Annotated in this window: 16 protein-coding genes and 2 pseudogenes; 7 read left to right on the top strand and 11 right to left on the bottom strand. The window is 70.5% G+C overall.

The genetic code is table 11. From position 1 onward, the window contains the following. The 11 genes and pseudogenes from KGQ19_RS39240 to KGQ19_RS53125 all read right to left on the bottom strand — a co-directional run. A partial coding sequence (locus KGQ19_RS39240; protein WP_230420132.1) for a tetratricopeptide repeat protein occupies window positions 1-2356 on the bottom strand: 2356 nt, incomplete at its 3' end. A gap of 33 nt (window positions 2357-2389) precedes the next feature. Continuing rightward, window positions 2390-2542: pseudogene (locus tag KGQ19_RS53130) on the bottom strand (helix-turn-helix transcriptional regulator); the annotation flags it as partial. A 222-nt stretch (window positions 2543-2764) separates the two neighbouring features. After that, on the bottom strand, window positions 2765-4780 hold the full coding sequence (locus KGQ19_RS39235; RefSeq protein WP_212018941.1) for a LamG-like jellyroll fold domain-containing protein: 2016 nt from the start codon (window positions 4778-4780) through the stop codon (window positions 2765-2767). 117 nt (window positions 4781-4897) lie between these two features. After that, window positions 4898-6004: an LLM class flavin-dependent oxidoreductase gene (locus KGQ19_RS39230; protein WP_212018939.1), complete on the bottom strand. Its 1107-nt coding sequence runs from the start codon at window positions 6002-6004 to the stop codon at window positions 4898-4900. 13 nt (window positions 6005-6017) lie between these two features. Next, entirely contained in the window at window positions 6018-7028 is a 1011-nt protein-coding gene (locus tag KGQ19_RS39225) for a transporter substrate-binding domain-containing protein (RefSeq protein ID WP_212018937.1), read from the bottom strand. Window positions 7029-7071: 43 nt separating this feature from the next. Beyond that, window positions 7072-7842, bottom strand: a complete 771-nt coding sequence (locus KGQ19_RS39220; RefSeq protein ID WP_212018935.1) for an amino acid ABC transporter ATP-binding protein — start codon at window positions 7840-7842, stop codon at window positions 7072-7074. Continuing rightward, window positions 7839-8729 (bottom strand): amino acid ABC transporter permease, encoded by an 891-nt coding sequence (locus KGQ19_RS39215; protein ID WP_212018933.1) that lies wholly within the window; start codon window positions 8727-8729, stop codon window positions 7839-7841. Before KGQ19_RS39215 ends, KGQ19_RS39220 begins: the two co-directional genes overlap by 4 nt. After that, the gene (locus KGQ19_RS39210; RefSeq protein ID WP_212018931.1) at window positions 8729-9706 is read right to left on the bottom strand and encodes a transporter substrate-binding domain-containing protein; all 978 of its coding nucleotides are present in this window, start codon (window positions 9704-9706) and stop codon (window positions 8729-8731) included. The genes KGQ19_RS39215 and KGQ19_RS39210 overlap by 1 nt, the downstream gene beginning before the upstream one ends. 37 nt (window positions 9707-9743) lie before the next feature. Next, window positions 9744-10544 carry an amino acid ABC transporter ATP-binding protein gene (locus KGQ19_RS39205; RefSeq protein ID WP_307856642.1) on the bottom strand — a complete coding sequence of 267 codons (801 nt, stop codon included), beginning with the start codon at window positions 10542-10544 and terminating at the stop codon, window positions 9744-9746. Continuing rightward, window positions 10541-11506 carry an amino acid ABC transporter permease gene (locus KGQ19_RS39200; protein WP_212018930.1) on the bottom strand — a complete coding sequence of 322 codons (966 nt, stop codon included), beginning with the start codon at window positions 11504-11506 and terminating at the stop codon, window positions 10541-10543. Before KGQ19_RS39200 ends, KGQ19_RS39205 begins: the two co-directional genes overlap by 4 nt. A 43-nt stretch (window positions 11507-11549) precedes the next feature. After that, a complete protein-coding gene (locus KGQ19_RS53125; RefSeq protein WP_368862229.1) occupies window positions 11550-11648 on the bottom strand; it encodes a putative leader peptide in 99 nt (32 codons plus the stop codon). Window positions 11649-11742: 94 nt separating this feature from the next. On the opposite strand from KGQ19_RS53125, the gene KGQ19_RS39195 reads away from it, so the two are divergent. From KGQ19_RS39195 to KGQ19_RS39170, 7 genes and pseudogenes are all read left to right on the top strand, one after another. Next, complete coding sequence (locus KGQ19_RS39195) at window positions 11743-12462, top strand: GNAT family N-acetyltransferase (protein ID WP_230420130.1); 720 nt, start codon at window positions 11743-11745, stop codon at window positions 12460-12462. A 93-nt stretch (window positions 12463-12555) separates the two neighbouring features. Further along, window positions 12556-12645: a putative leader peptide gene (locus tag KGQ19_RS53120; protein WP_329956325.1), complete on the top strand. Its 90-nt coding sequence runs from the start codon at window positions 12556-12558 to the stop codon at window positions 12643-12645. Between the two features lie 96 nt (window positions 12646-12741). After that, window positions 12742-13971 (top strand): LLM class flavin-dependent oxidoreductase, encoded by a 1230-nt coding sequence (locus KGQ19_RS39190; protein ID WP_212018926.1) that lies wholly within the window; start codon window positions 12742-12744, stop codon window positions 13969-13971. A 24-nt stretch (window positions 13972-13995) separates the two neighbouring features. Further along, complete coding sequence (locus tag KGQ19_RS39185; protein ID WP_212018924.1) at window positions 13996-15429, top strand: NtaA/DmoA family FMN-dependent monooxygenase; 1434 nt, start codon at window positions 13996-13998, stop codon at window positions 15427-15429. After that, window positions 15429-16481: pseudogene (locus tag KGQ19_RS39180) on the top strand (LLM class flavin-dependent oxidoreductase); the annotation flags it as partial. The gene KGQ19_RS39185 and the pseudogene KGQ19_RS39180, both read left to right, overlap by 1 nt. A gap of 230 nt (window positions 16482-16711) precedes the next feature. Then, window positions 16712-17857 carry an LLM class flavin-dependent oxidoreductase gene (locus KGQ19_RS39175; protein ID WP_212018921.1) on the top strand — a complete coding sequence of 382 codons (1146 nt, stop codon included), beginning with the start codon at window positions 16712-16714 and terminating at the stop codon, window positions 17855-17857. Between the two features lie 74 nt (window positions 17858-17931). Then, the gene (locus tag KGQ19_RS39170; RefSeq protein WP_212018919.1) at window positions 17932-18432 is read left to right on the top strand and encodes a flavin reductase family protein; all 501 of its coding nucleotides are present in this window, start codon (window positions 17932-17934) and stop codon (window positions 18430-18432) included. Window positions 18433-18469: the final 37 nt, after the last annotated feature.

Here is an 18469-nt window from a genome sequence, read left to right as displayed (position 1 = left end):
CCCAATGCCCGCGCGCCCCGTCCGCGTCCCCCAACTCCGCCAGCGCGTAGCCCAGCCCGGCATGCGCCTCCGCGATCTCGCGCCGGTTGTCGACCTGCTCACACGACTCGATCGCCCGCCGGTACTCCGCCACCGCCTCCGCGGGGCGGCCGCTGCGGCGCAGGGAGCCCGCGAGTTCGCACAGGGCCTCGCCGAGGGCGTCCTGGATGCCGGCCGCCTCGAAGAACTCGACCGACTCGCGGTGCATGAGGATCGCCTGCTCGTACTCGCCGCGCATCCCGTACACCACGCCCAGCGAGCTCTGCGTCGCCGCGACGTCGGCCGGCCGGCCGCGCCGCATGTCCAGCTCCAGCGCCTCGTTCAGGACGGCCAGTGCCTCGTCGTGGCGTCCGTGGTCGATGTAGAACGAGCCGATGTTGCCCAGCGCGATGGACAGCGGGCCCGCCGTCCCGATCTCGCGGCCGAGCTCCACCGCGCGCAGCAGTACCGGCAGCACCGCGTCCAGGCGCCGGGCCAGGTTCAGTACGCCGCCGAGGTTGCCGAGCAGCCGCGCCTCGCCGAGCCGGTCGCCGGCCTCGTGGTAGATCGCGATCCCCTCGGTGAGCACGTCGATCGCCTCGTCGTACCGCCCCAGCCGGTGCAGCGACAGCGCCAGGTTGCCCAGCGCACGCGCCCGGCCCGGCAGCTCGCCGCGCGCGCCGAAGACCTCGGCGGCCCGGTTCCCCGCGATGACAGATTCCTGATAACGGCCGAGCACGCGGTAGGTGCCGGCGAGGTTCGTCAGCGCGTAGCCCACGTTCTCCGGATCGTCGGCGGCCACCGCACGCCCGTGAAGCAGGATGGCCTCGCGGTGGTGCGAAGTGTCGTGGAGGAACCGGAACAGCAGCCGCGACAACAGCGGGGTCCGGTCCGAACCCGCGTCCGCGGCGGCCAGCGCGGCTGCCAGGATGTCGCCGAGTTCGGCCTCCAGCCACTGTGTGGCCGCCGGGATGTCGGCGAATACGGGGATCTCCGCGTTCGCCTTCGGCGTCTCGGGACGCCGTCCCGCCTCCTCGGGCATATACGCGTCGCTCGCCGCGGCCGACGCAGCCAGGTAGTAGTCCACCAACCGCTCCAGCGCCGCCTCCCGCCAGTCCGGCGGATCGGTGTCGGCGACCAGTTCCGAAGCGAACTCGGCGATCAGGTCGTGCAGGTGGAAACGTCCGGGGCTGGCCTGCAACACAAGATGATCGTCCAGCAGCCGCTGCAACAACCCGTCGGCGTGCCGCACCGGCAGCGCGGCGAGCGCCGCCGCGGCGTACACGTCCACGTCCTCGCCGGGCACCGCGGCCAGCAGCCGGAACATCCGCCGGTGGTCGCCGTCGAGCTGTGCGTAGGAGACGTTGAAGGCCGAGGCGACCGCACGGTCCGCCTGCGAGAGTTCGGCCAGCGGCCGGTCGTCGGCGGCCAGCCGGTACGCCAGATCGCGCACGGTCCACACCGGCCGGTGCGCCAACCAGGCGGCGGCGATCCGGATCGCCAACGGGAGATGTCCGCAGGCGTCGAGAATGGCGGCCGTGGACCCGCCCGACGCTGACCCGTCCGACGCTGACCCGTCCGGCGTGGACCCGCCCCGCGCGACGCCGCCGTCCGAAGCATCGTGAACGCGACTGTGGCCCGTACCGGCGACACGCTGGAACAACGCCAAGGCGTCGTCGTGTTCGAAGACACCCAGCGACAGCGCGGCGGCCCCGTCCAGACCCGCCAGCCGACGCCGCGACGTGACGACCACCAGACTGCCCGGACCCCCGGGGATCAAAGGCCTGACATGGTCGGCGTCCGGCGCGTCATCGAGGACCACCAACACCCGGCGTCCGGCCAGAGTGGCCCGCCACAACGCGGCCCGGTCCTCGGCATCGGCCGGGATCCGCTTCTCCGGCACGCCGACCATGCCCAGGAACCGCTGCAACGCCGTCGCCGGATCGACCGGTGCGCGCCCCGGGGTGAAGCCGTGGAACCTCAGGAAGAACTGGCCGTCCGGATAGCGGTCGGCGACACCGTGCGCGGCGTGCAGCGCCAGTGCGCTCTTGCCGACGCCGGCCATCCCGTCGATGGTCACGATCGTCACCGGCCCGGCCGCACCGTCCGCACGGTCCCCGGCGGTCACCAGCTCGTGGAAGCGGGCCAGATCGGCGTCCCGGCCGACGAAATCACCGACGTCATGAGGAAGGAAGCGCCACGACAGACCCGCCTCCGGCCCAGCTACGCCAGTCGCGTCGGCCCTGCCGGTCGCCCCGGCTTCGGCAACCGCGCCAACCTCACTGGTAACACTAGTAACAGCAGCCGCCACCAACTCCAGCCGCGCGTCCTCCGGCAACCGCAAAGCCTCAGCGAGCCGAGTCACGGACGATGGCCGCGGGGTCCGCCCCCTCCCCGCCTCCAACGCGGCGATGGTCCGTACCGACACACCCGAAAGGTCAGCCAACTGCTCCTGGGTCAACCCCGCTCGCAGCCGATGTTCCCGAAGGACCTCGGCGAATGCCCGCACGACATCTTCTCCCATCGTCGTCACGTCGGATGACAGGCGAACGACATGCCAATGACATGGTATCGGCGACGCCCGTCACGAGACGATTACTCCCGAAGGCAACACCTTCGAGCACGGGGGTAGCGGGGGAAAACGGGAAGGTACGGGGAGGAAACGGGGAAACGGGCGCCGGACCGCGGAAGCACGCGGCCCGGCGCCCACCTGTATCCCACCGACGAAGAGAACCGACCGCCTGTCTCAGGCGTTCATGAACTCGTCGATGCGGAGCGGCCGGCCGGTGATGCGCACATCCCCGAGCCAGCCGTTGTGGATCTGGTTGATGACGCCGCCGTACTCGTAGCCGCCGAGCAGCCAGGAGTGCTTCAGCGTCGTGATGCCGATCGCCGGCGTCGAGGGGTTGCGGCCCTCCTCGCAGCCGTTGACGTACATCCGGTTCACCTTGCCGTCGTTGACCACGGCGACGTGCCACCACTGGCCGAGCGGCAGCAGGTGGCTCCAGGTGGTGGACGCGCCGCTCTGGTTGAGCGGGTAGACGTTCCACTGGAGTTCGGACCCGCCGGACAGGCTCAGCGTGCCGATCGGTTCCTGCGGGTCGGTGTTGCCGCCGGACTTGCCCGCCTCACTGGCCAGGCCCCAGCGGCTGAGCAGACCGCTCCACGCGCTCTGGGAGGAGTCCCAGTCGGCGGGCAGCTTGAAGAAGGCCTCGAAGGTGTATCCGTGCTGGAAGGTCTCGTTGTTCAGCGGCGCGTTCGGGACCGTCTGCAGCCAGGCGCCCTGGACCGGGTGGCCCTGGCCGACGAAGCGCAGCGAGCCGTGGCCGGGCTGGTCGGGGTGGAACTCGGAGGCGGACCAGGTCAGCGGCGAGCCCTTGGTGCCCGCGACGTTCTCCTTCACCAGGTCGTTGCCCCGGCCGCTGAGGTCGCGGATCACCTGGCTGTCGGCGACCGCCGAGCCGTCGGCGCCGCCGCCGTCGAAGCGCCAGTAGGCCAGCGTGCCGCGGACCAGCATCTTGTTCGCCGGGCGCGCCGGACGCGGCGCGACCGGGGCGAAGCCGCTGAAGCGCTGCGGGAAGTCCACCGCCATGGAGAAGCGGTCCACCGAGGAGGTGAGCTCCATCTCCTGTCCGGCCAGCTCGTTCACCTGGCCGACGGACATGTCGCGGATCCACGGCGAGAAGGTGGACACGTCGATGGTGCCGCGCCGCATGTCGAAGCGGTAGGTGCGGATCATCGCGGCGCCGCCGTAGTAACGGTCCTGGTAGTTGGTGATGTGCACGTGCACGTCGTGGCCCGCGGTGTTGGTCAGCGTGGCGGACCCGGGCGGCCAGTAGTGGCCGTTGAGGGTCAGGAACACCTGGTCGTGGTTCTTGATCAGGCCGTCCCACAGCTGCTGGCCGTAGTCGGACAGGTAGGCGGTGCCGGAGTCGTCGGCGTAGACGATCTCGTGCGTGGTGATGATGACCGGCAGCGTCGGGTGGTCGGTGATCACCTTGTTGGCCCACGCGAACCCGGCCGGCGACAGCCGCCAGTCCAGGCCGAGCAGCAGCCACTCGCGACCGCCGCCGCGGAAGACGTGGAAGGTGTTGTAGCCGTCGGGGCTGGCACCGCCGAACGACGGCGACTTCGCCGCGCGGGCCTTGGTGAACGTGCCCGAATACGGCGTCGCGCCGCGCTGGTCGGTGCCGGACACGTCATGGTTGCCGGCCACCACGCTGTAGGCGACGCGCTTGCGGTCCAGCATCTCGAACACCGAGCCGGCCGCCGCGAACTCCCCCGCCTGCCCGTTCTGCGTGAGGTCGCCGAGGTGCGCCATGAACACGATGTTCTCTTCCTCATCGCCGCTGAGGATGTAGCGGAACGAGGCCTCCATCGGCGCCGGATGGATCCGGTCCTGGTCGAACATGTATTGCGTGTCCGGCATCACGACCAGCGTGAAGACCGGGTTCTCCGGGTCCGGGTCCCAGCGCGCGCCGGGGTCGCGGGTGTCGATGGCGGTGATGTCGTAGACGCCGGCCCCGCTGTGGTCGGCGTTCAGCGCGTCGGTGGACGGGGCGGACGCGGTCGAGGCGGTGTCGGCGGCGGCCGCGGCGGCCGGCCCGAAGACCGTGGCGCCGGACGCCAGCGCGGTCGCTCCGACACCCAGCAGCCCGGCGTTGCGCAGGAAGTCCCGCCGCCCGGTCGCGGCCGGGCCGGCGGAGTCGAATTCGGCGGTGCGGGGACACTCACAGTGAGCGTCGTCGTGCTCGTGGTTCATAGCGGCTCCGGGGGGGGTGAGGATTCCGCCGGTACCGTATGCGCCACCCCGCGTCCGGCGAGGATCTCGCGAGCCACGCGTGGTCGAACATCGGTGAAACGCATTAGTTGTGCTGCTTCACAAAAGCGGCCGAACACACTCCGCGAACGTGTAGGCCTCCTCCAGATGCGGATACCCGGACAGCACGAACTCCTGGATCCCCGCCTCCCGATACTCCCCGATCCGCGCCGCCACCTCCTCGTGGCTCCCGACCAACGCCGTCCCCGCCCCGCCGCGCACCAGCCCGATCCCGGCCCACAGGTTCGGTGCCACCAGCAGCCGCGAGCGGTCGCCGCCGTGCAGTGCCAGCATCCGGCGCTGGCCCTCCGACTCCAGCGAGCGCAGGCGACGCTGGCCCGCCGCGACCGTCTCGTCGTCGAGCCCTGCGATCAGCTGGTTCGCCGCGCTCCATGCCTGTTCGGGGGTGTCCCGGCTCAGCACGTGGATCCGCAGCCCGAAGCGGATCTCGCGCCCCAGCTCGGCCGCGCGCTTGCGGACCCGCTCGATCTTCTCGGCCACCAGCGGGACCGGCTCGCCCCATGTCAGATAGGTATCGGCGTGCTTGGCCGCGACCTCCAGCGCCGGTTCCGACGACCCGCCGAAGTACACGCGCGGCGTCGGATCAGGGGGCTGACGCAGGTGCCCGCCGCGGACCTCGTGGTACTTGCCCGCGTAGTCGAAGGGATCGCCGGACCACGCGTCGCGCACGATGTCCAGGAACTCCCCGGCGCGCTCATACCGCTGGTCGTGGTCCAGCACGTCCCCGTACCCGCGCTGCTCGGCGTCGCTGCCCCCGGTGACCACGTTCAGCAGCAGCCGACCGTCCGACAGCCGCTGAAACGTCGCCGCCATCTGCGCCGCCAGCACCGGGCTGACAAGCCCCGGCCGGAACGCGACCAGGAACCGCAGCCGCCGGGTCGCGGCGATCAGTGCGGCGGTGACGATCCACGCGTCCTCGCAGTGCGCGCCGGTCGGGGTGAGGACGCCGTCGTATCCGAGGCCGTCGGCGGCCTGCGCGAGCTGGGTCAGATAGGCCAGGCTCGCCGGACGCGCGCCGACGGGAACCGCCGGCGGACCGGAAGCGCCGCCGATCCCCGCGCCGTGGACGGACGCACTCAGGTAACGGGCGTCCCCGCCGGTGGGCAGGAACCAGTGGAACCGGGTTCGGCCGTCATCGGTCGTCATCGGTGATCCCCGCTCAGGAATTGCTCGCGGGCAGCCCGGGCGGGTTGACCTGTGAGGTCTTCACCGCCTCGGTGCTGAGGTTCCACGCCGCGAGCCACTTGCCGTAATCGCCGTTCTGGATCAGATAGTTGACGGCGTCGGCGATCGGCTTGGCCAGCCCGCTGTCCTTCTTCGTGGTGGCCCCGATCAGGCCCTGCAACGTCTCCCCGGCCCCGGAGTACTCGCCGGCGATCCGGGTCGGGTTCGGCGACTTCGAGGTCTGGGTCACCTGGTAGGCGACGCCGGGGTTCGGCCCGAGGTAGATGTCGATCTTTCCGGAGGTCAGGGCCAGCAGCACCGCGTTGCTGTCCGGGTAGTACTTGATGGTGATGTCCTTGCCCTCGGTACGCAGTTTGCTCTGCCACTCCAGGAGGATCTTCTCCTGGTTGGTCCCCGAGGCCACGGCGACGGTCTTGCCGGCCAGCGCGTGGTAGTCGCCGGTGAACGACCACGTGCTCGACTTCAGGGTCTCGAAGCCGAGGTTGTCCTCGCGGTAGCTGGCGAAGTCGTACTTCTGCTTGCGCTGCTCGGTGTCGGTGATGTTCGCGAACCCGACGGCGTCCTTGCCGCTGTCGATGCCGACGAACATGTTGTCCCAGGTGGCGTTGTCGAACGTGGGCTTGAGCCCGAGCACCGCGGCGACCAGCCGGGCCAGGTCCGGCTCGGAGCCGGTCAGGGTCTTCTGGTCGCTGCCGACGAAGGCCAGCGGCGGGAACCCGGCCGGCAGCGCGCCGACCGCGACCTTCAGCGTGCCGCCGGACCGGATCGCGGCCGGGAGTTCGGCCCGCAGCGCGTCCTGCTGCGCGACGGTGATGTCGGCCTCGGTGGCGGCTCCGTTCGACAGGGATCCGACCCGGACGACGGTCGTGCCGGCGGCGGCCGGTGCGCTGTCGGTCTTGGTGCCCGAAGCACCACTGGAGCACGCGGAGGCCAACAACCCGGCCGCGAGCACAGGGACAGCAAGCCGAAGCAGCTTGGTAGACATGTGTATCTCCAGAAGAATGTGATGTGGGGATTGAAGAGAGCTGCTAAAGAACTTTGCTGAGGAATTCACGGGTCCGCGGATGCCGCGGCCGGTCCAGCACCTCACCGGGCGGCCCCTCCTCGACGATCCGCCCGGCGTCCATGAACACGACCCGGTCGGCCGCCTCCCGGGCGAAACCGATCTCGTGCGTGACGATGACCAACGTGGTCCCTCCGCCGGCCAGTGCCCTGATGGCGGCCAGCACCTCGCCGACCAACTCCGGATCCAGCGCGGACGTCGGCTCGTCGAACAGCACCACCCCGGGCCGCAACGCCAGCGCCCGCGCGATGGCGACCCGCTGCTGCTGCCCGCCCGATAGCTGCCCCGGATAGGCCTCGGCCTTCTCGGCGAGCCCGACCTGGGCGAGCAGTTCCAGCGCCCGCTCGCGCGCTTCGGTCTTCGTCGCGCGGCCGGTGGCCACCGGAGCCGCGGCGACGTTCTCCAACACCGTCAGGTGCGGGAACAGATTGAAGGCCTGGAACACGAACCCGATCTCGGCCCGCTGCGCCAGGATCGCGCGCTCGCTGAGCTCCTTGAGCCGGGTCCCGTGTTCCCGGACGCCGATCAGCACGCCGTTCACCGTCACCCGGCCGGCGTCCAGCTTCTCCAGGTGGTTGATGGCCCGCAGCAGCGTCGACTTGCCCGCACCGGATGGCCCGATGATGACCGTGACGTGCCCCGGGCACACCGTCAGATCGACCTCGTCGAGCACCTTGTGCGCTCCGAACCACTTGCTGGCTCCGCGGACCTCCACCGCGGCGGCGAGCGTGCTCATCCGCGCTCCCCCGCTCGCAACCGGCGCTCGATCCAGTACTGCGCGAGGGAGACCAGGCTGGTGAGGATCACGTACCAGGCCGTCGCCACCAGCAGCAGCGGCACCACGTCGCCGGGATAGGTGCTGCTCATCGTCTGCACCTGCCCGAACAGGTCGAGCAGCGACACATAGAACACCAGTGACGTGCCCTTGATCAGCCCGATCAGTTGATTGACATACGCCGGCACGATCGCGCGCAGCGCCTGCGGCAGGACGATCCGCCGGAACTGGTACCAGCGCGGCAACCCCAACGCCGCTGACGCCTCGCGCTGCCCGCGGCCCACCGACAGGATCCCGCCGCGCACCACCTCGGCGGCGTAGGCGGCCTCGTTCAGGCTCAGCCCGATCGTGGCCACCACGAGTTCGGTGGCCAGCTTGTTCTCATCGAAGCGGAAGAAGCTCGGCCCGAACGGCACACCGAGACTCAGGGTCCGGTAGAGCGCGCTGAAGTTGAACAGGATCAGCAGCACCACGATCAGCGGGACCGAGCGGAACAGCCAGATGTAGACCCAGCTGACCGTGCGCAGCACCGGATTGTGCGACAGCCGGGCCAGCGCCAGCACGACGCCGCCGAGCAGCCCGAGCACCGCCGACAGCGCGGTGACCTCCAGCGTGACCCACAGGCCGCGCAGGATCACCGGCCGGGCGAACCAGTAGCCGAACCGGCCCCATTGGTAGAACGGGTTGGTGGCCAGGCCGTGCACGAACTGCGCGGCCAGCACCACGACGACCGCGGTGGCGATCCAACGGCCCGGATGGCGCAGCGGGATGACACGCTGCGCGGCCAGATCCCGATGCGGGCTCTCGGTGATCCCGATGGCCTCGGCGGGCTCCGCGGAAGTACTCATCAGAAGCCCGGATCCGGGTTGACCTGCGAGGTCTTCACCGCGGTGTCGGGCACGCCCCACTTGGCGAAGATCTTCGCGTAGCTGCCGTCGGCGATCAGCGCGTTCACGGCGTCGGACAGCGGCTTGGCCAACGGCGAGCCCTTCGCCGTCACGGCGCCGACCGGCGTGGAACTGATCTGGCCCAGGAACTTGGTGTCCGGCACGTGCGAGGCGTCGTACTTCACGCTCAGCGTCGGGCCGAACATCACGTCGATCTTCCCGTTGGCCAGCCCCAGGAAGATCGGGGCGCTGTCGGAGAAGTACTGGACCGTGTAAGGCTTCTTACCCGCCGCCGAGCACTTGGCCGCGCCGTCGGTCAGGATCTGCTGGAAGGTCGAGCCCGGACTGGTGGCGACGGTGTAGCCGCACAGGTCGGTCAGCGTGCTGATCTTTGTGGCGCTTACACTCGACGCCCCGAGGAACGCCTGGCCGTCGGTGAGATACGTGGCGAAGTCCACGATCTGCTCACGGGCCTTGGTGACGCCGAAGTTGCCCCAGCCGACGTCGAACTTGCCGTTCTGGGTGCCGGGGATGATGGTCTGGAACGTGCCGTACTCGACGTCCCAGGTGACGCCGAGCTTCTTGGCTATCGCGTCGCGCAGGTCCACGTCCAGGCCGACTTCCTTGCCCGCGGCGTCGACACCGTCGTGCGGCAACCCGGCCAGGCCGGTCGGCTGCGTGGTGCCCAGCAACAGCGTGCCGCGCGCGGCGATGGCCGCGGGCAGTTCAGCCTTCAGCGCGGGATCGGTCTGGATATCGGACACGACGTCCTGCGTCGGGACCGACGCGGACGCGCTGCCCTCGGCGGCAACGGGAGTGCCGGCGCCGGAGGTCTGCTTCGCGGCCGATCCGCAGGCCGTGGCCAGGATGAGGGTGGCCGCCGCGATGGCGAAGGCGGCAAGGGGCGATCGACGGCCTGGACGGCCGGGGGTCGACACGGAAGTGGTCCCTTCGGGAAGAATATGAGGGTGTTGATTAAAGAACCGCGGACAGGAAGGCCCGCGCGCGCTCGTTGCCCGGCCGGTCCAGCACGTCGGCGGGGGCGCCGGATTCCACGATCCGGCCGCCGTCCAGGAAGACCGCCTGGTCGGCGACCTCCCGGGCGAACCCGATCTCGTGGGTGACGATGATCATCGACATGCCGCCGACCGCGAGGTCCCGGATCACGCCGAGCACCTCGCCGACCAGCTCGGGGTCCAGCGCCGAGGTCGGCTCGTCGAACAGCAGCAGCCGGGGCTCCATGGCCAGGGCCCGGGCGATCGCGACGCGCTGCTGCTGACCGCCGGAAAGCTCGCGGGGATAAGCGCTCTGGCGGCCGTCCAGACCGACGCGGGCCAACAGCTCCCCCGCCTTCGCGACCGCGTCCGGCTTCGGCACACCGCGCACCGCGACCGGCGCCTCGATGAGGTTTTCCAGCACCGTGAGATGCGGGAACAGGTTGAACTGCTGGAAGACCATGCCCACCTGCGTGCGCTGGCGGGTGATCTCGCGGCCGGGCAGTTCGTGCAACCGGCCGTCGCGGTAGCGGTAACCGACGATTTCGCCGGCCACCTCCACGAAGCCAGCGTCCGGCCGCTCCAGGTGGTTCACGCAGCGCAGTAACGTGGACTTGCCCGAACCGGAGGGGCCGAGCAGCACGGTCACCGAGCCCTCGGCGACGTCGAGGTCGACGCCGTCCAGAACCCGATGCGAACCGAAGCTCTTCTTCAGACCCCTGACACGGACCAGCGGACGTATCGCACCGGCGTCCCCGGCCTGCGGGGTCCCGGCGCTCATGATCGGCCCCCGGCCGCGAGCCCGGCCCGGTTGAACAGCGGCAGATTGCGCCGGAAGAGCCGGGCGAAGCCGTCGCCGCGCCGGTTCGTCCCGCGGGCGTAGTGGCGTTCGACGAAGTATTGGCCGATGGACAGCACCGTCGTCAGCACGACGTACCAGAGCGTCGCCACCAACAGCAGCGGGATGATCTGGAAGTTCTCGTTGTAGATCAGCTGCGCCGAGTAGAGCAGGTCCTGCACCGCGATGACGCTGACGATCGAGGTCGCCTTGAGCATCCCGATCAGCAGGTTCCCGGACGCCGGGACGATCGCCGGCATCGCCTGCGGCAGCACGATCCGCCGGAAGATCCGGCCGCGGCCCAGTCCCAGCGCCTGCGCCGCCTCGACCTGTCCGGCCGGGACCGACAGGATGCCGCCGCGCACGATCTCGGCGGAGAACGCCGCGACGTCCAGGCTCAGCGCGACGTAGGCGGCCAGGATCCCGCCGAACAGGTGCGCGGTCTTGAAGCTGGCGAACTCCGGACCGAACGGGATCCCCAGCGACAGCTTCGGATACAGCGACGCGAGCTCGTACCAGAACAGCAACTGGACCAGCATCGGAACCGAGCGGATCAGCCACACGAAGCCGAAGCCCAGGGACTTCAGGACCGGGTTCTTCGACAGCCGCGCGGCGGCCACCGCCGTGCCGATGACGTACCCGGTGACCAGCACCGCGGCCGTCAGCCAGATCGTGAGCTCCAGTCCGTGCAGGATCGAGCGCTCGAAGAAGTAGCCGCGGACCGTCGGCCACTGGAAACGCCGGTTGGTCACCAGCGTGTGGATCAGCATCGCGGCCAGTACCAGCAGGATCGCGGCGGAGATCCACAGGCCGGGGCGGCGCGGCGCGACCAGGCGCGCCGTCAAGAGGTGTTCGTCGGCGGGGGCAGACGGAAGCGCGGTGCGCTCCGATACGTCGGAAGTCATATGGGTGCCTTCGAGGGCGGGTCGGGGCGAGGACGACTACCGGTCAGCGGACCGGGACGTTCCCCGGACACAGCGCACTACTGACGCGAAGCAGGTCGACATGGCGCCGGAGAACCCGGAGCTGGGAGTACTGGGACTGCATGCGGGTCACCTCGCCTTCGCTCAAGACCCGGGCACGATCTCCCTAGTCGAGACCATGCCTATCGAACTAATGGAGATTGGGTACGGTCATCAGCATGCCAACAAAGACCACTGATCCGTCAGCCCCGTCTCACGTCTTGGACGATCCGGCCCGCGCCTCGCTGCTCGGAGCGCATGCCCGGTTCGCCGAATCGGTCGGCTCGGTACTGCGCTACCAGCCCGACGTCTCGATCTTCGTCGCGCTCCCGCCGGACCCCGGCGAGCAGGACTGGCGCGACGCCGCCAAGCTGCTCGGACCGGACGGCGTGCTGCCCACCGGCGGCACCGAGCCGACCCCGCCGCCGGGCTGGGAGCAGGTCCTGCGCATCCCCGGGGTGCAGATGGTCGCCGAGAACGTGGCCGCCGCGCCGGATCCGGAGGCGGTCCGGCTCGGCGCCGCCGACGTGGACGACATGCTCGAACTCGTGGCCCACGCCAACCCCGGGCCGTTCCGGCACCGCACCGTCGAGCTCGGCACCTACCTGGGCATCCGGCGCGAGGGCCGGCTGATCGCGATGGCCGGCGAGCGCCTGCACCCGCCGGGCTGGACCGAGATCAGCGCGGTCTGCACGCACGCCGACTTCCGGGGCCAGGGCCTGGCCACCCGCCTGGTCCACGCGGTCGCGCACGGGATCGTCGAGCGTGGCCAGACGCCGTTCCTGCACACCGGTGCGGCGAACGTCACCGCGATCCGGCTGTACGAGGCGCTGGGGTTCCGGCTGCGGCGCGAGGTCGTGTTCGCCGCGTGGCAGGTCCCCGTCCAGTATTCGGAATGAGTACGGCGATCTTCTTGACGAACGCCGGACGTGCTCTACTATCCCCACTATCCCAATAGGGATTCTTTCCTGGCCACGAGGGAGGTGAAGGCGTTGCCCACTGCCACCGGCTATTACTCGCGGCGCCACATCGACCTGCAGCGCATCGCCAGCGCTCTGTGTCCCGCGCCGCAGCGCGCCTGAGCGCTTCTCTCCCCCTCCCCGCCTGCGCTTCGGCGACCGCACGTGTCCGCCGCGCCCGGCCTCTTGGCTGTTCCCTGCACAGAAAGCGATCACCGCATGTCCCCCGATCCCCTGTTGCACCTGGCCGTCGCCCTCGACGGCGCGGGCTGGCACCCGGCCGCCTGGCGTGAGCCGGACGCCCGCCCCGAGGAGTTGTTCCGCGGCCGTTACTGGGCCGATCTGGTCGCCGAGGCCGAGGACGGCCTGCTCGACTTCGTCACCATCGAGGACTCCTTCGGGGTCCAGAGCACCGACTTCAACGAGGTCGACGACCGGGTCGACCAGGTCCGCGGCCGCCTGGACGCGGTGCTGACCGCCGCACGGGCGGCGCCGGCGACCACGCACGTCGGGATCGTGCCGACCGTCGTGGCCAGCCACACCGAGCCGTTCCACCTGTCCAAGGCGATCGCCACGCTGGACTACGCGGCCGCCGGCCGCGCCGGTCTCAGAGTCCAGATATCGGCCAAGCCTTACGAGTACGCGCTGATCGGGCGGCGCACCACCGAGCCGGTCCGGCTGGCCGACATCAACACTGCCGAGGTGCAGGCCCGGATCGCAGACCACTTCAGCGAAGCCGCCGACTACGTCGAGGTGGTGCGGCGGCTGTGGGACAGCTGGGAGGACGACGCCGAGATCCGCGACGCGGCCACCGGCCGCTTCATCGACCGGGAGAAGCTGCACCACATCGACTTCGAAGGCGACTGGTTCGACGTGCGGGGACCGTCGATCACGCCGCGGCCGCCGCAGGGCCAGCCGGTCGTCACCGCGCTGGGCCACTCCTCGATCCCGTACCAGCTCATCGCGCGCGCCGCCGACGTCGGCTTCGTCACCCCGCACGACCGGGCCGGCGCGGCGGCGATCGTCGCGGAGATCCGGCGCGAGCAGGAGTTCGCGGGGCGGGCTTCGGACACGGTGCACGTGTTCGGCGATCTGGTGGTGTTCCTGGACGAGAGCACGCAGGCCGCCCAGGAGCGCCGGGCCCGGCTGGACGAGGCGGCCGGGGAGCCGTACACGAGCGACGCGTACATCTTCGCCGGGACGCCGTCGGAGCTGGCCGACCTGCTCGCCGACTGGCGGCACGCCGGGCTGACCGGCTACCGGCTGCGTCCGGCGGCGCTGCCGCACGACCTGACGCGGATCACTCGCGCCCTGGTCCCCGAACTCCAGGCGCGCGGCCTGTTCCGGACCGAGTATCAGGCCTCGACCTTGCGCGGGCATCTGGGTCTGCCGCGGCCCGCCAACCGCTACGCCGCCGTCGCTCCCGCGGCAGCCCCCGCGGCCGTTTAGAGCGTGCAGAGAAAGAGCCGAACCATGAGCAAGCCCATCAAGCAGATCCATCTCGCCGCGCACTTCCCCGGCGTCAACAACACCACGGTGTGGAGCGACCCGGCCGCCGGCAGCCACATCGAGTTCGCCTCGTTCGCGCACTTCGCGCGGACCGCCGAGCGCGCCAAGTTCGACTTCGTCTTCCTGGCCGAGGGCCTGCGGCTGCGCGAGCAGGGCGGGCAGATCTACGACCTGGACGTGGTCGGACGGCCCGACACGTTCACCGTGCTGGCCGCACTGGCCGCCGTCACCGAGCGGATCGGGCTGACCGGCACCATCAACTCCACGTTCAACGAACCGTACGAAGTGGCGCGGCAGTTCGCGTCGCTGGACCACCTGTCCGACGGCCGGGCCGCGTGGAACGTCGTCACCTCCTGGGACGCCTTCACCGGCGAGAACTTCCGGCGCGGCGGGTATCTCGCGGAGCAGGACCGGTACGACCGCGCGAAGACGTTCCTGCGCACCGCGTGGGAGCTGTTCGACTCCTGGGACGGCTACCGGATCCCGGCCGACAAGGAATCAGGGGTCTTCCTGTCCGATCCGAAGGCCGGGGCCTTCGAGCACCGGGACCGGCACTTCGACATCGCGGGCCGGTTCAACGTGCCGACCTCCCCGCAGGAGCGGCCGGTCATCTTCCAGGCCGGGGACTCCGACGCCGGACGGGAGTTCGCGGCGTCCTCCGCCGACGCCATCTTCGGCCGGCACAGCACGCTGGGCCCGGGCCAGGAGTTCTACGCCGACGTCAAGGGCCGGCTGGAGTCCTACGGCCGGACCGGCGAGGACCTGCTGATCCTGCCGGCGGCGACCTTCGTACTCGGCGACACCGACGCCGAGGCCGCCGAACTGGCGGTCGAGGTGCGGCGGGCACAGGTCAGCGGGCAGACCGCGATCAAGTTCCTGGAGCAGTTGTGGAACCGGGACTTGAGCGGCTACGACCCCGACGGCCCGTTGCCGGAGGTCGACCCCGATGTCAGCGGGGACTCGATCTCCAAGGGCCGGGCCGCGGACCGGATGTACCGGGACCGGATCGCCGTCGCCCGCGAGTACCGCGAGGAGGCCGCGGCCAAGAGGCTGTCCATCAGGGAGCTGATGATCGAGAAGACGTCGCGGCAGTCGTTCATCGGCTCCGCCGAGACGGTCGCGACACAGATCGACGACCTGGTGCAGGCCGACGCCGCGGACGGGTACATCCTGGTGCCGCACATCACGCCCGGCGGGCTGGACGTCTTCGCCGACACGGTGGTGCCGATCCTGCAGGAGCGCGGCCGGTTCCGTGCCGACTACGAGGGGACGACGCTGCGCGAGCACTTGGGGTTGGGTACGCCGCGTAAGGCTGCGGGGACTCAGACGGGGGCGGGGGCCGGGACTTCGGCTGAGGCGGCGTCGGAGGCAACAGCGGTTCCGGTGGGGGCGCTGTAATGAAGTTCCTGAGCATATCCCTGATCGTCCACGCTCCGGATCCGACCACCGGCGTCCAGCCGCCGACGAACGAACGCTTCCGCCAGGTCGTGGACGCCGCGGTACTGGCCGAGGAGCTGGGCTTCGACGGCTTCGGCGTCGGCGAGCGGCACGAGCGGCCGTTCATCTCCTCCTCCCCCACCGTCGTCCTGAGCCACATCGCCGCCAAGACCAGCCGCATCAAGCTGTTCACCGCGGTCACGACGCTCAGCTTGCTGGACCCGGTCCGCGCGTATGAGGACTATGCGACGCTCGACCACCTCTCCGGCGGCCGCCTGGAGCTGATCATCGGCAAGGGCAACGGCTCGGCCCAGCGCGAGCTGTTCCACGTCACCCCCGAGGATCAGTGGGAACGCAACGCGGAGTCCTACGAACTCTTCCGCCGGATCTGGCGCCAGGACAAGATCACGGCCGCTCCCAAGTTCCGCCCCGCGCTGAACGACGCGGAGGTCTGGCCCCGCCCCTTCCAGCAGCCGATCCGCGTCTGGCACGGCAGCGCCACCTCGAAGGAGTCGGTCGACCTGGCCGCCCGCTACGGCGACCCGCTGTTCTCGGCCAACGTCACCAACCCGATCGAGCCGTACGCGGAACTGATCCGCTACTACCGCGAACGCTGGGCCTTCCACGGCCACGACCCCGCGAAGGCGGCGGTCGGCGCCGGGACCGCGGGCTTCTACGCGGCGGCCACGTCGCAGGAGGCGCTTCGCGGCTACGCCCCGGTGTTCGCCGGCCACCTGGCGATGTGCAAGCGGATGGGGGTCGAGCCGGTCTTCCCGACGCTGGAGGATTTCGTCACGCGCAGCTCGGCGCTGATCGGCAGCCCGCAGCAGATCCTTGAGAAGGTGCACAAGTACCACGAGCAGTTCGGGCACACGGTGCTGCACCTCCAGGCCGAGCCGACCGGCCTGAGCGCGGCCGAGCACCGGGCCTCGCTGGAACGGTTCCAGAGCGAGATCGCGCCGGTGCTGCGACGGGAGATTCCCGACCCGCCTTGGGATTGGGACGCGCGGCCGATCGCTGATGATTCTGCTGCGGTTGATTCGGCCGCTGGTTCGGCGGGCAACACAGGCGCCGCTTTCATCGCCGACGCTCCGCCGACCGTTTCGGCCGCGGAATCCGCCCCTGATCCGCTGGCCGACTACCGTGCCGCGTTCGTCGCCGGCCCCTCTCCCGAGCCGTCCCCCGAGCCCGACCGCGGCACCTGGCCACCGCACCTCATCCCCAACGCGCAAGGAGCCTGACCATGTCCCGTACCCCACTCGGCGTCCTGGACCTGGTTCCGATCAGCTCCGGCTCCAGCGCGTCACAGGCGCTGCGCAACAGCATCGACCTCGCGCAGCACACCGAGCGGTTCGGCTATGCGCGCTACTGGTTCGCCGAGCACCACCTCAACCCGGGGGTCGCCGGCACCAGTCCGGCAGTCGTGCTCGCCCTCACCGCCGCCGCGACCACCTCCATCCGGCTCGGGTCCGGTGCGGTGCTGCTCGGGCACCGGACGCCGCTGGCCACCGTCGAGGAATTCGGCCTGCTCGACGCCGCGTTCCCCGGTCGCTTCGACCTCGGGCTGGGGCGCTCCGGCGGCGGCCGCACGCCCGGCAGCGCGGTGCCGGTCCGGGAGCCGGCGCTGGTCGGCGGCGCCGCCGTCCGCGACGGCTACACGCCGAACGGCCTGCGCATCCCGCAGCGCTTCGACTTCACACCGCTCCTGAAGTCGCCGCGCTTCGCGCTGCACAAGGCGCTGCTCCAGCAACCGAACGCCGAGACACCCGACTACGCCGACCAGGTCGGCGACATCCTCGCGCTGCTGGCCGGGACCTATGTCGACGGCAACGGCCAGCAGGCGCACGTCGTGCCCGGCGAGGGCGCCGATCTCCAGCTGTGGATCCTCGGCAGCAGCGGGGGCGCCAGTGCCGAGGTGGCCGGGGGCAACGGGCTGCGGTTCGCGACCAACTACCACGTCAGCCCGGCGACCGTGCTCGAGGCGGCGGAAGGGTATCGGGCCGCGTTCCGAGCATCGGAGGTGCTGTCGGCGCCGCACGTCGGGGTCTCGGCCGACGTCGTGGTCGCGCAGACCGAGGCCCAGGCGCGGGAGCTGGCCTCCGGCTACGGCGCGTGGGTGCGCAGCATCCGGACCGCCGAGGGCGCCATCCAGTTCCCGACGCCGCAGGAGGCGCGGGCCCTGCCGTGGACCGAGGCCGACCGGGCGCTGGTCGCCGACCGGGTCGACACCCAGTTCGTCGGCACCGCGGCGCAGGTCGCCGACCAGTTGGAGATCCTGCGCGACGCGGTCGGCGCCGACGAGCTGATCGTCACCACCATCACCCACGACCACGCCGACCGCGTCGCCTCGTACCGGCTGCTGGCCGAGGAATGGGCCAGGCGGGCCTGAGCCCACCGGGCCCGGGCCCACTCGGCCCGGGCCCACTCGCTCTGGGAGGAACCCATGACCGTTCAGGACACACCATGACCGTTCAGGACATCACGACCGCCTCACACCATCCCAAAGAACTGCGACGCGTCTTCGGCGCCTTCCCCTCCGGGGTGACCGCCGTGGCCGCGCTCGTGGACGGCGTCCCGGTGGGGCTGGCCGCGAGCTCGTTCACCTCGGTCTCGCTGTCCCCGGCGCTGGTCTCGGTCTGCGCCGACGTCAGCTCCACGACGTGGCCGATCCTGCGCACCCGTCCCCGCCTGGGAATCAGTGTTCTGGGAGCGCACCAGGAGCAGGCGTGCCGACAACTGTCGTCGAAGAACGGGGAACGCTTCGCCACGCTGGACTACCGGGCCAGCGCGGACGGCGCGGTCTTCGTCGAGGGGGCGAGCGCCTGGCTGGAGTGCCAGATCGACTCGGTGCTCCCGGCCGGTGACCACGACATCGTCGTCTTCCAGGTCCTCGACCTCGACGCCGACGCGACCGTGCCGCCGCTGGTCTTCCACGCCAGCAAGTTCCAGCGGCTGGCGGCCTGAGGACGTCGTCGGGCGGCACCGGCCCCAGCTCCGGTGC

This window comes from Catenulispora pinistramenti (assembly GCF_018274385.1).
Classification (GTDB): Bacteria; Actinomycetota; Actinomycetes; order Streptomycetales; family Catenulisporaceae; genus Catenulispora; species Catenulispora pinistramenti.
This window is presented reverse-complemented; position numbering and strand designations above follow the sequence as displayed.

Coding starts and splice junctions, on each gene's coding strand:
- KGQ19_RS39235 (WP_212018941.1), bottom strand. CDS start 4,780: ATGAACCACGAGCACGACGACGCTCACTGTGAGTGTCCCCGCACCGCC.
- KGQ19_RS39230 (WP_212018939.1), bottom strand. CDS start 6,004: ATGACGACCGATGACGGCCGAACCCGGTTCCACTGGTTCCTGCCCACC.
- KGQ19_RS39225 (WP_212018937.1), bottom strand. CDS start 7,028: ATGTCTACCAAGCTGCTTCGGCTTGCTGTCCCTGTGCTCGCGGCCGGG.
- KGQ19_RS39220 (WP_212018935.1), bottom strand. CDS start 7,842: ATGAGCACGCTCGCCGCCGCGGTGGAGGTCCGCGGAGCCAGCAAGTGG.
- KGQ19_RS39215 (WP_212018933.1), bottom strand. CDS start 8,729: ATGAGTACTTCCGCGGAGCCCGCCGAGGCCATCGGGATCACCGAGAGC.
- KGQ19_RS39205 (WP_307856642.1), bottom strand. CDS start 10,544: ATGAGCGCCGGGACCCCGCAGGCCGGGGACGCCGGTGCGATACGTCCG.
- KGQ19_RS39200 (WP_212018930.1), bottom strand. CDS start 11,506: ATGACTTCCGACGTATCGGAGCGCACCGCGCTTCCGTCTGCCCCCGCC.
- KGQ19_RS53125 (WP_368862229.1), bottom strand. CDS start 11,648: ATGCAGTCCCAGTACTCCCAGCTCCGGGTTCTCCGGCGCCATGTCGAC.
- KGQ19_RS39195 (WP_230420130.1), top strand. CDS start 11,743: ATGCCAACAAAGACCACTGATCCGTCAGCCCCGTCTCACGTCTTGGAC.
- KGQ19_RS39190 (WP_212018926.1), top strand. CDS start 12,742: ATGTCCCCCGATCCCCTGTTGCACCTGGCCGTCGCCCTCGACGGCGCG.
- KGQ19_RS39185 (WP_212018924.1), top strand. CDS start 13,996: ATGAGCAAGCCCATCAAGCAGATCCATCTCGCCGCGCACTTCCCCGGC.
- KGQ19_RS39175 (WP_212018921.1), top strand. CDS start 16,712: ATGTCCCGTACCCCACTCGGCGTCCTGGACCTGGTTCCGATCAGCTCC.
- KGQ19_RS39170 (WP_212018919.1), top strand. CDS start 17,932: ATGACCGTTCAGGACATCACGACCGCCTCACACCATCCCAAAGAACTG.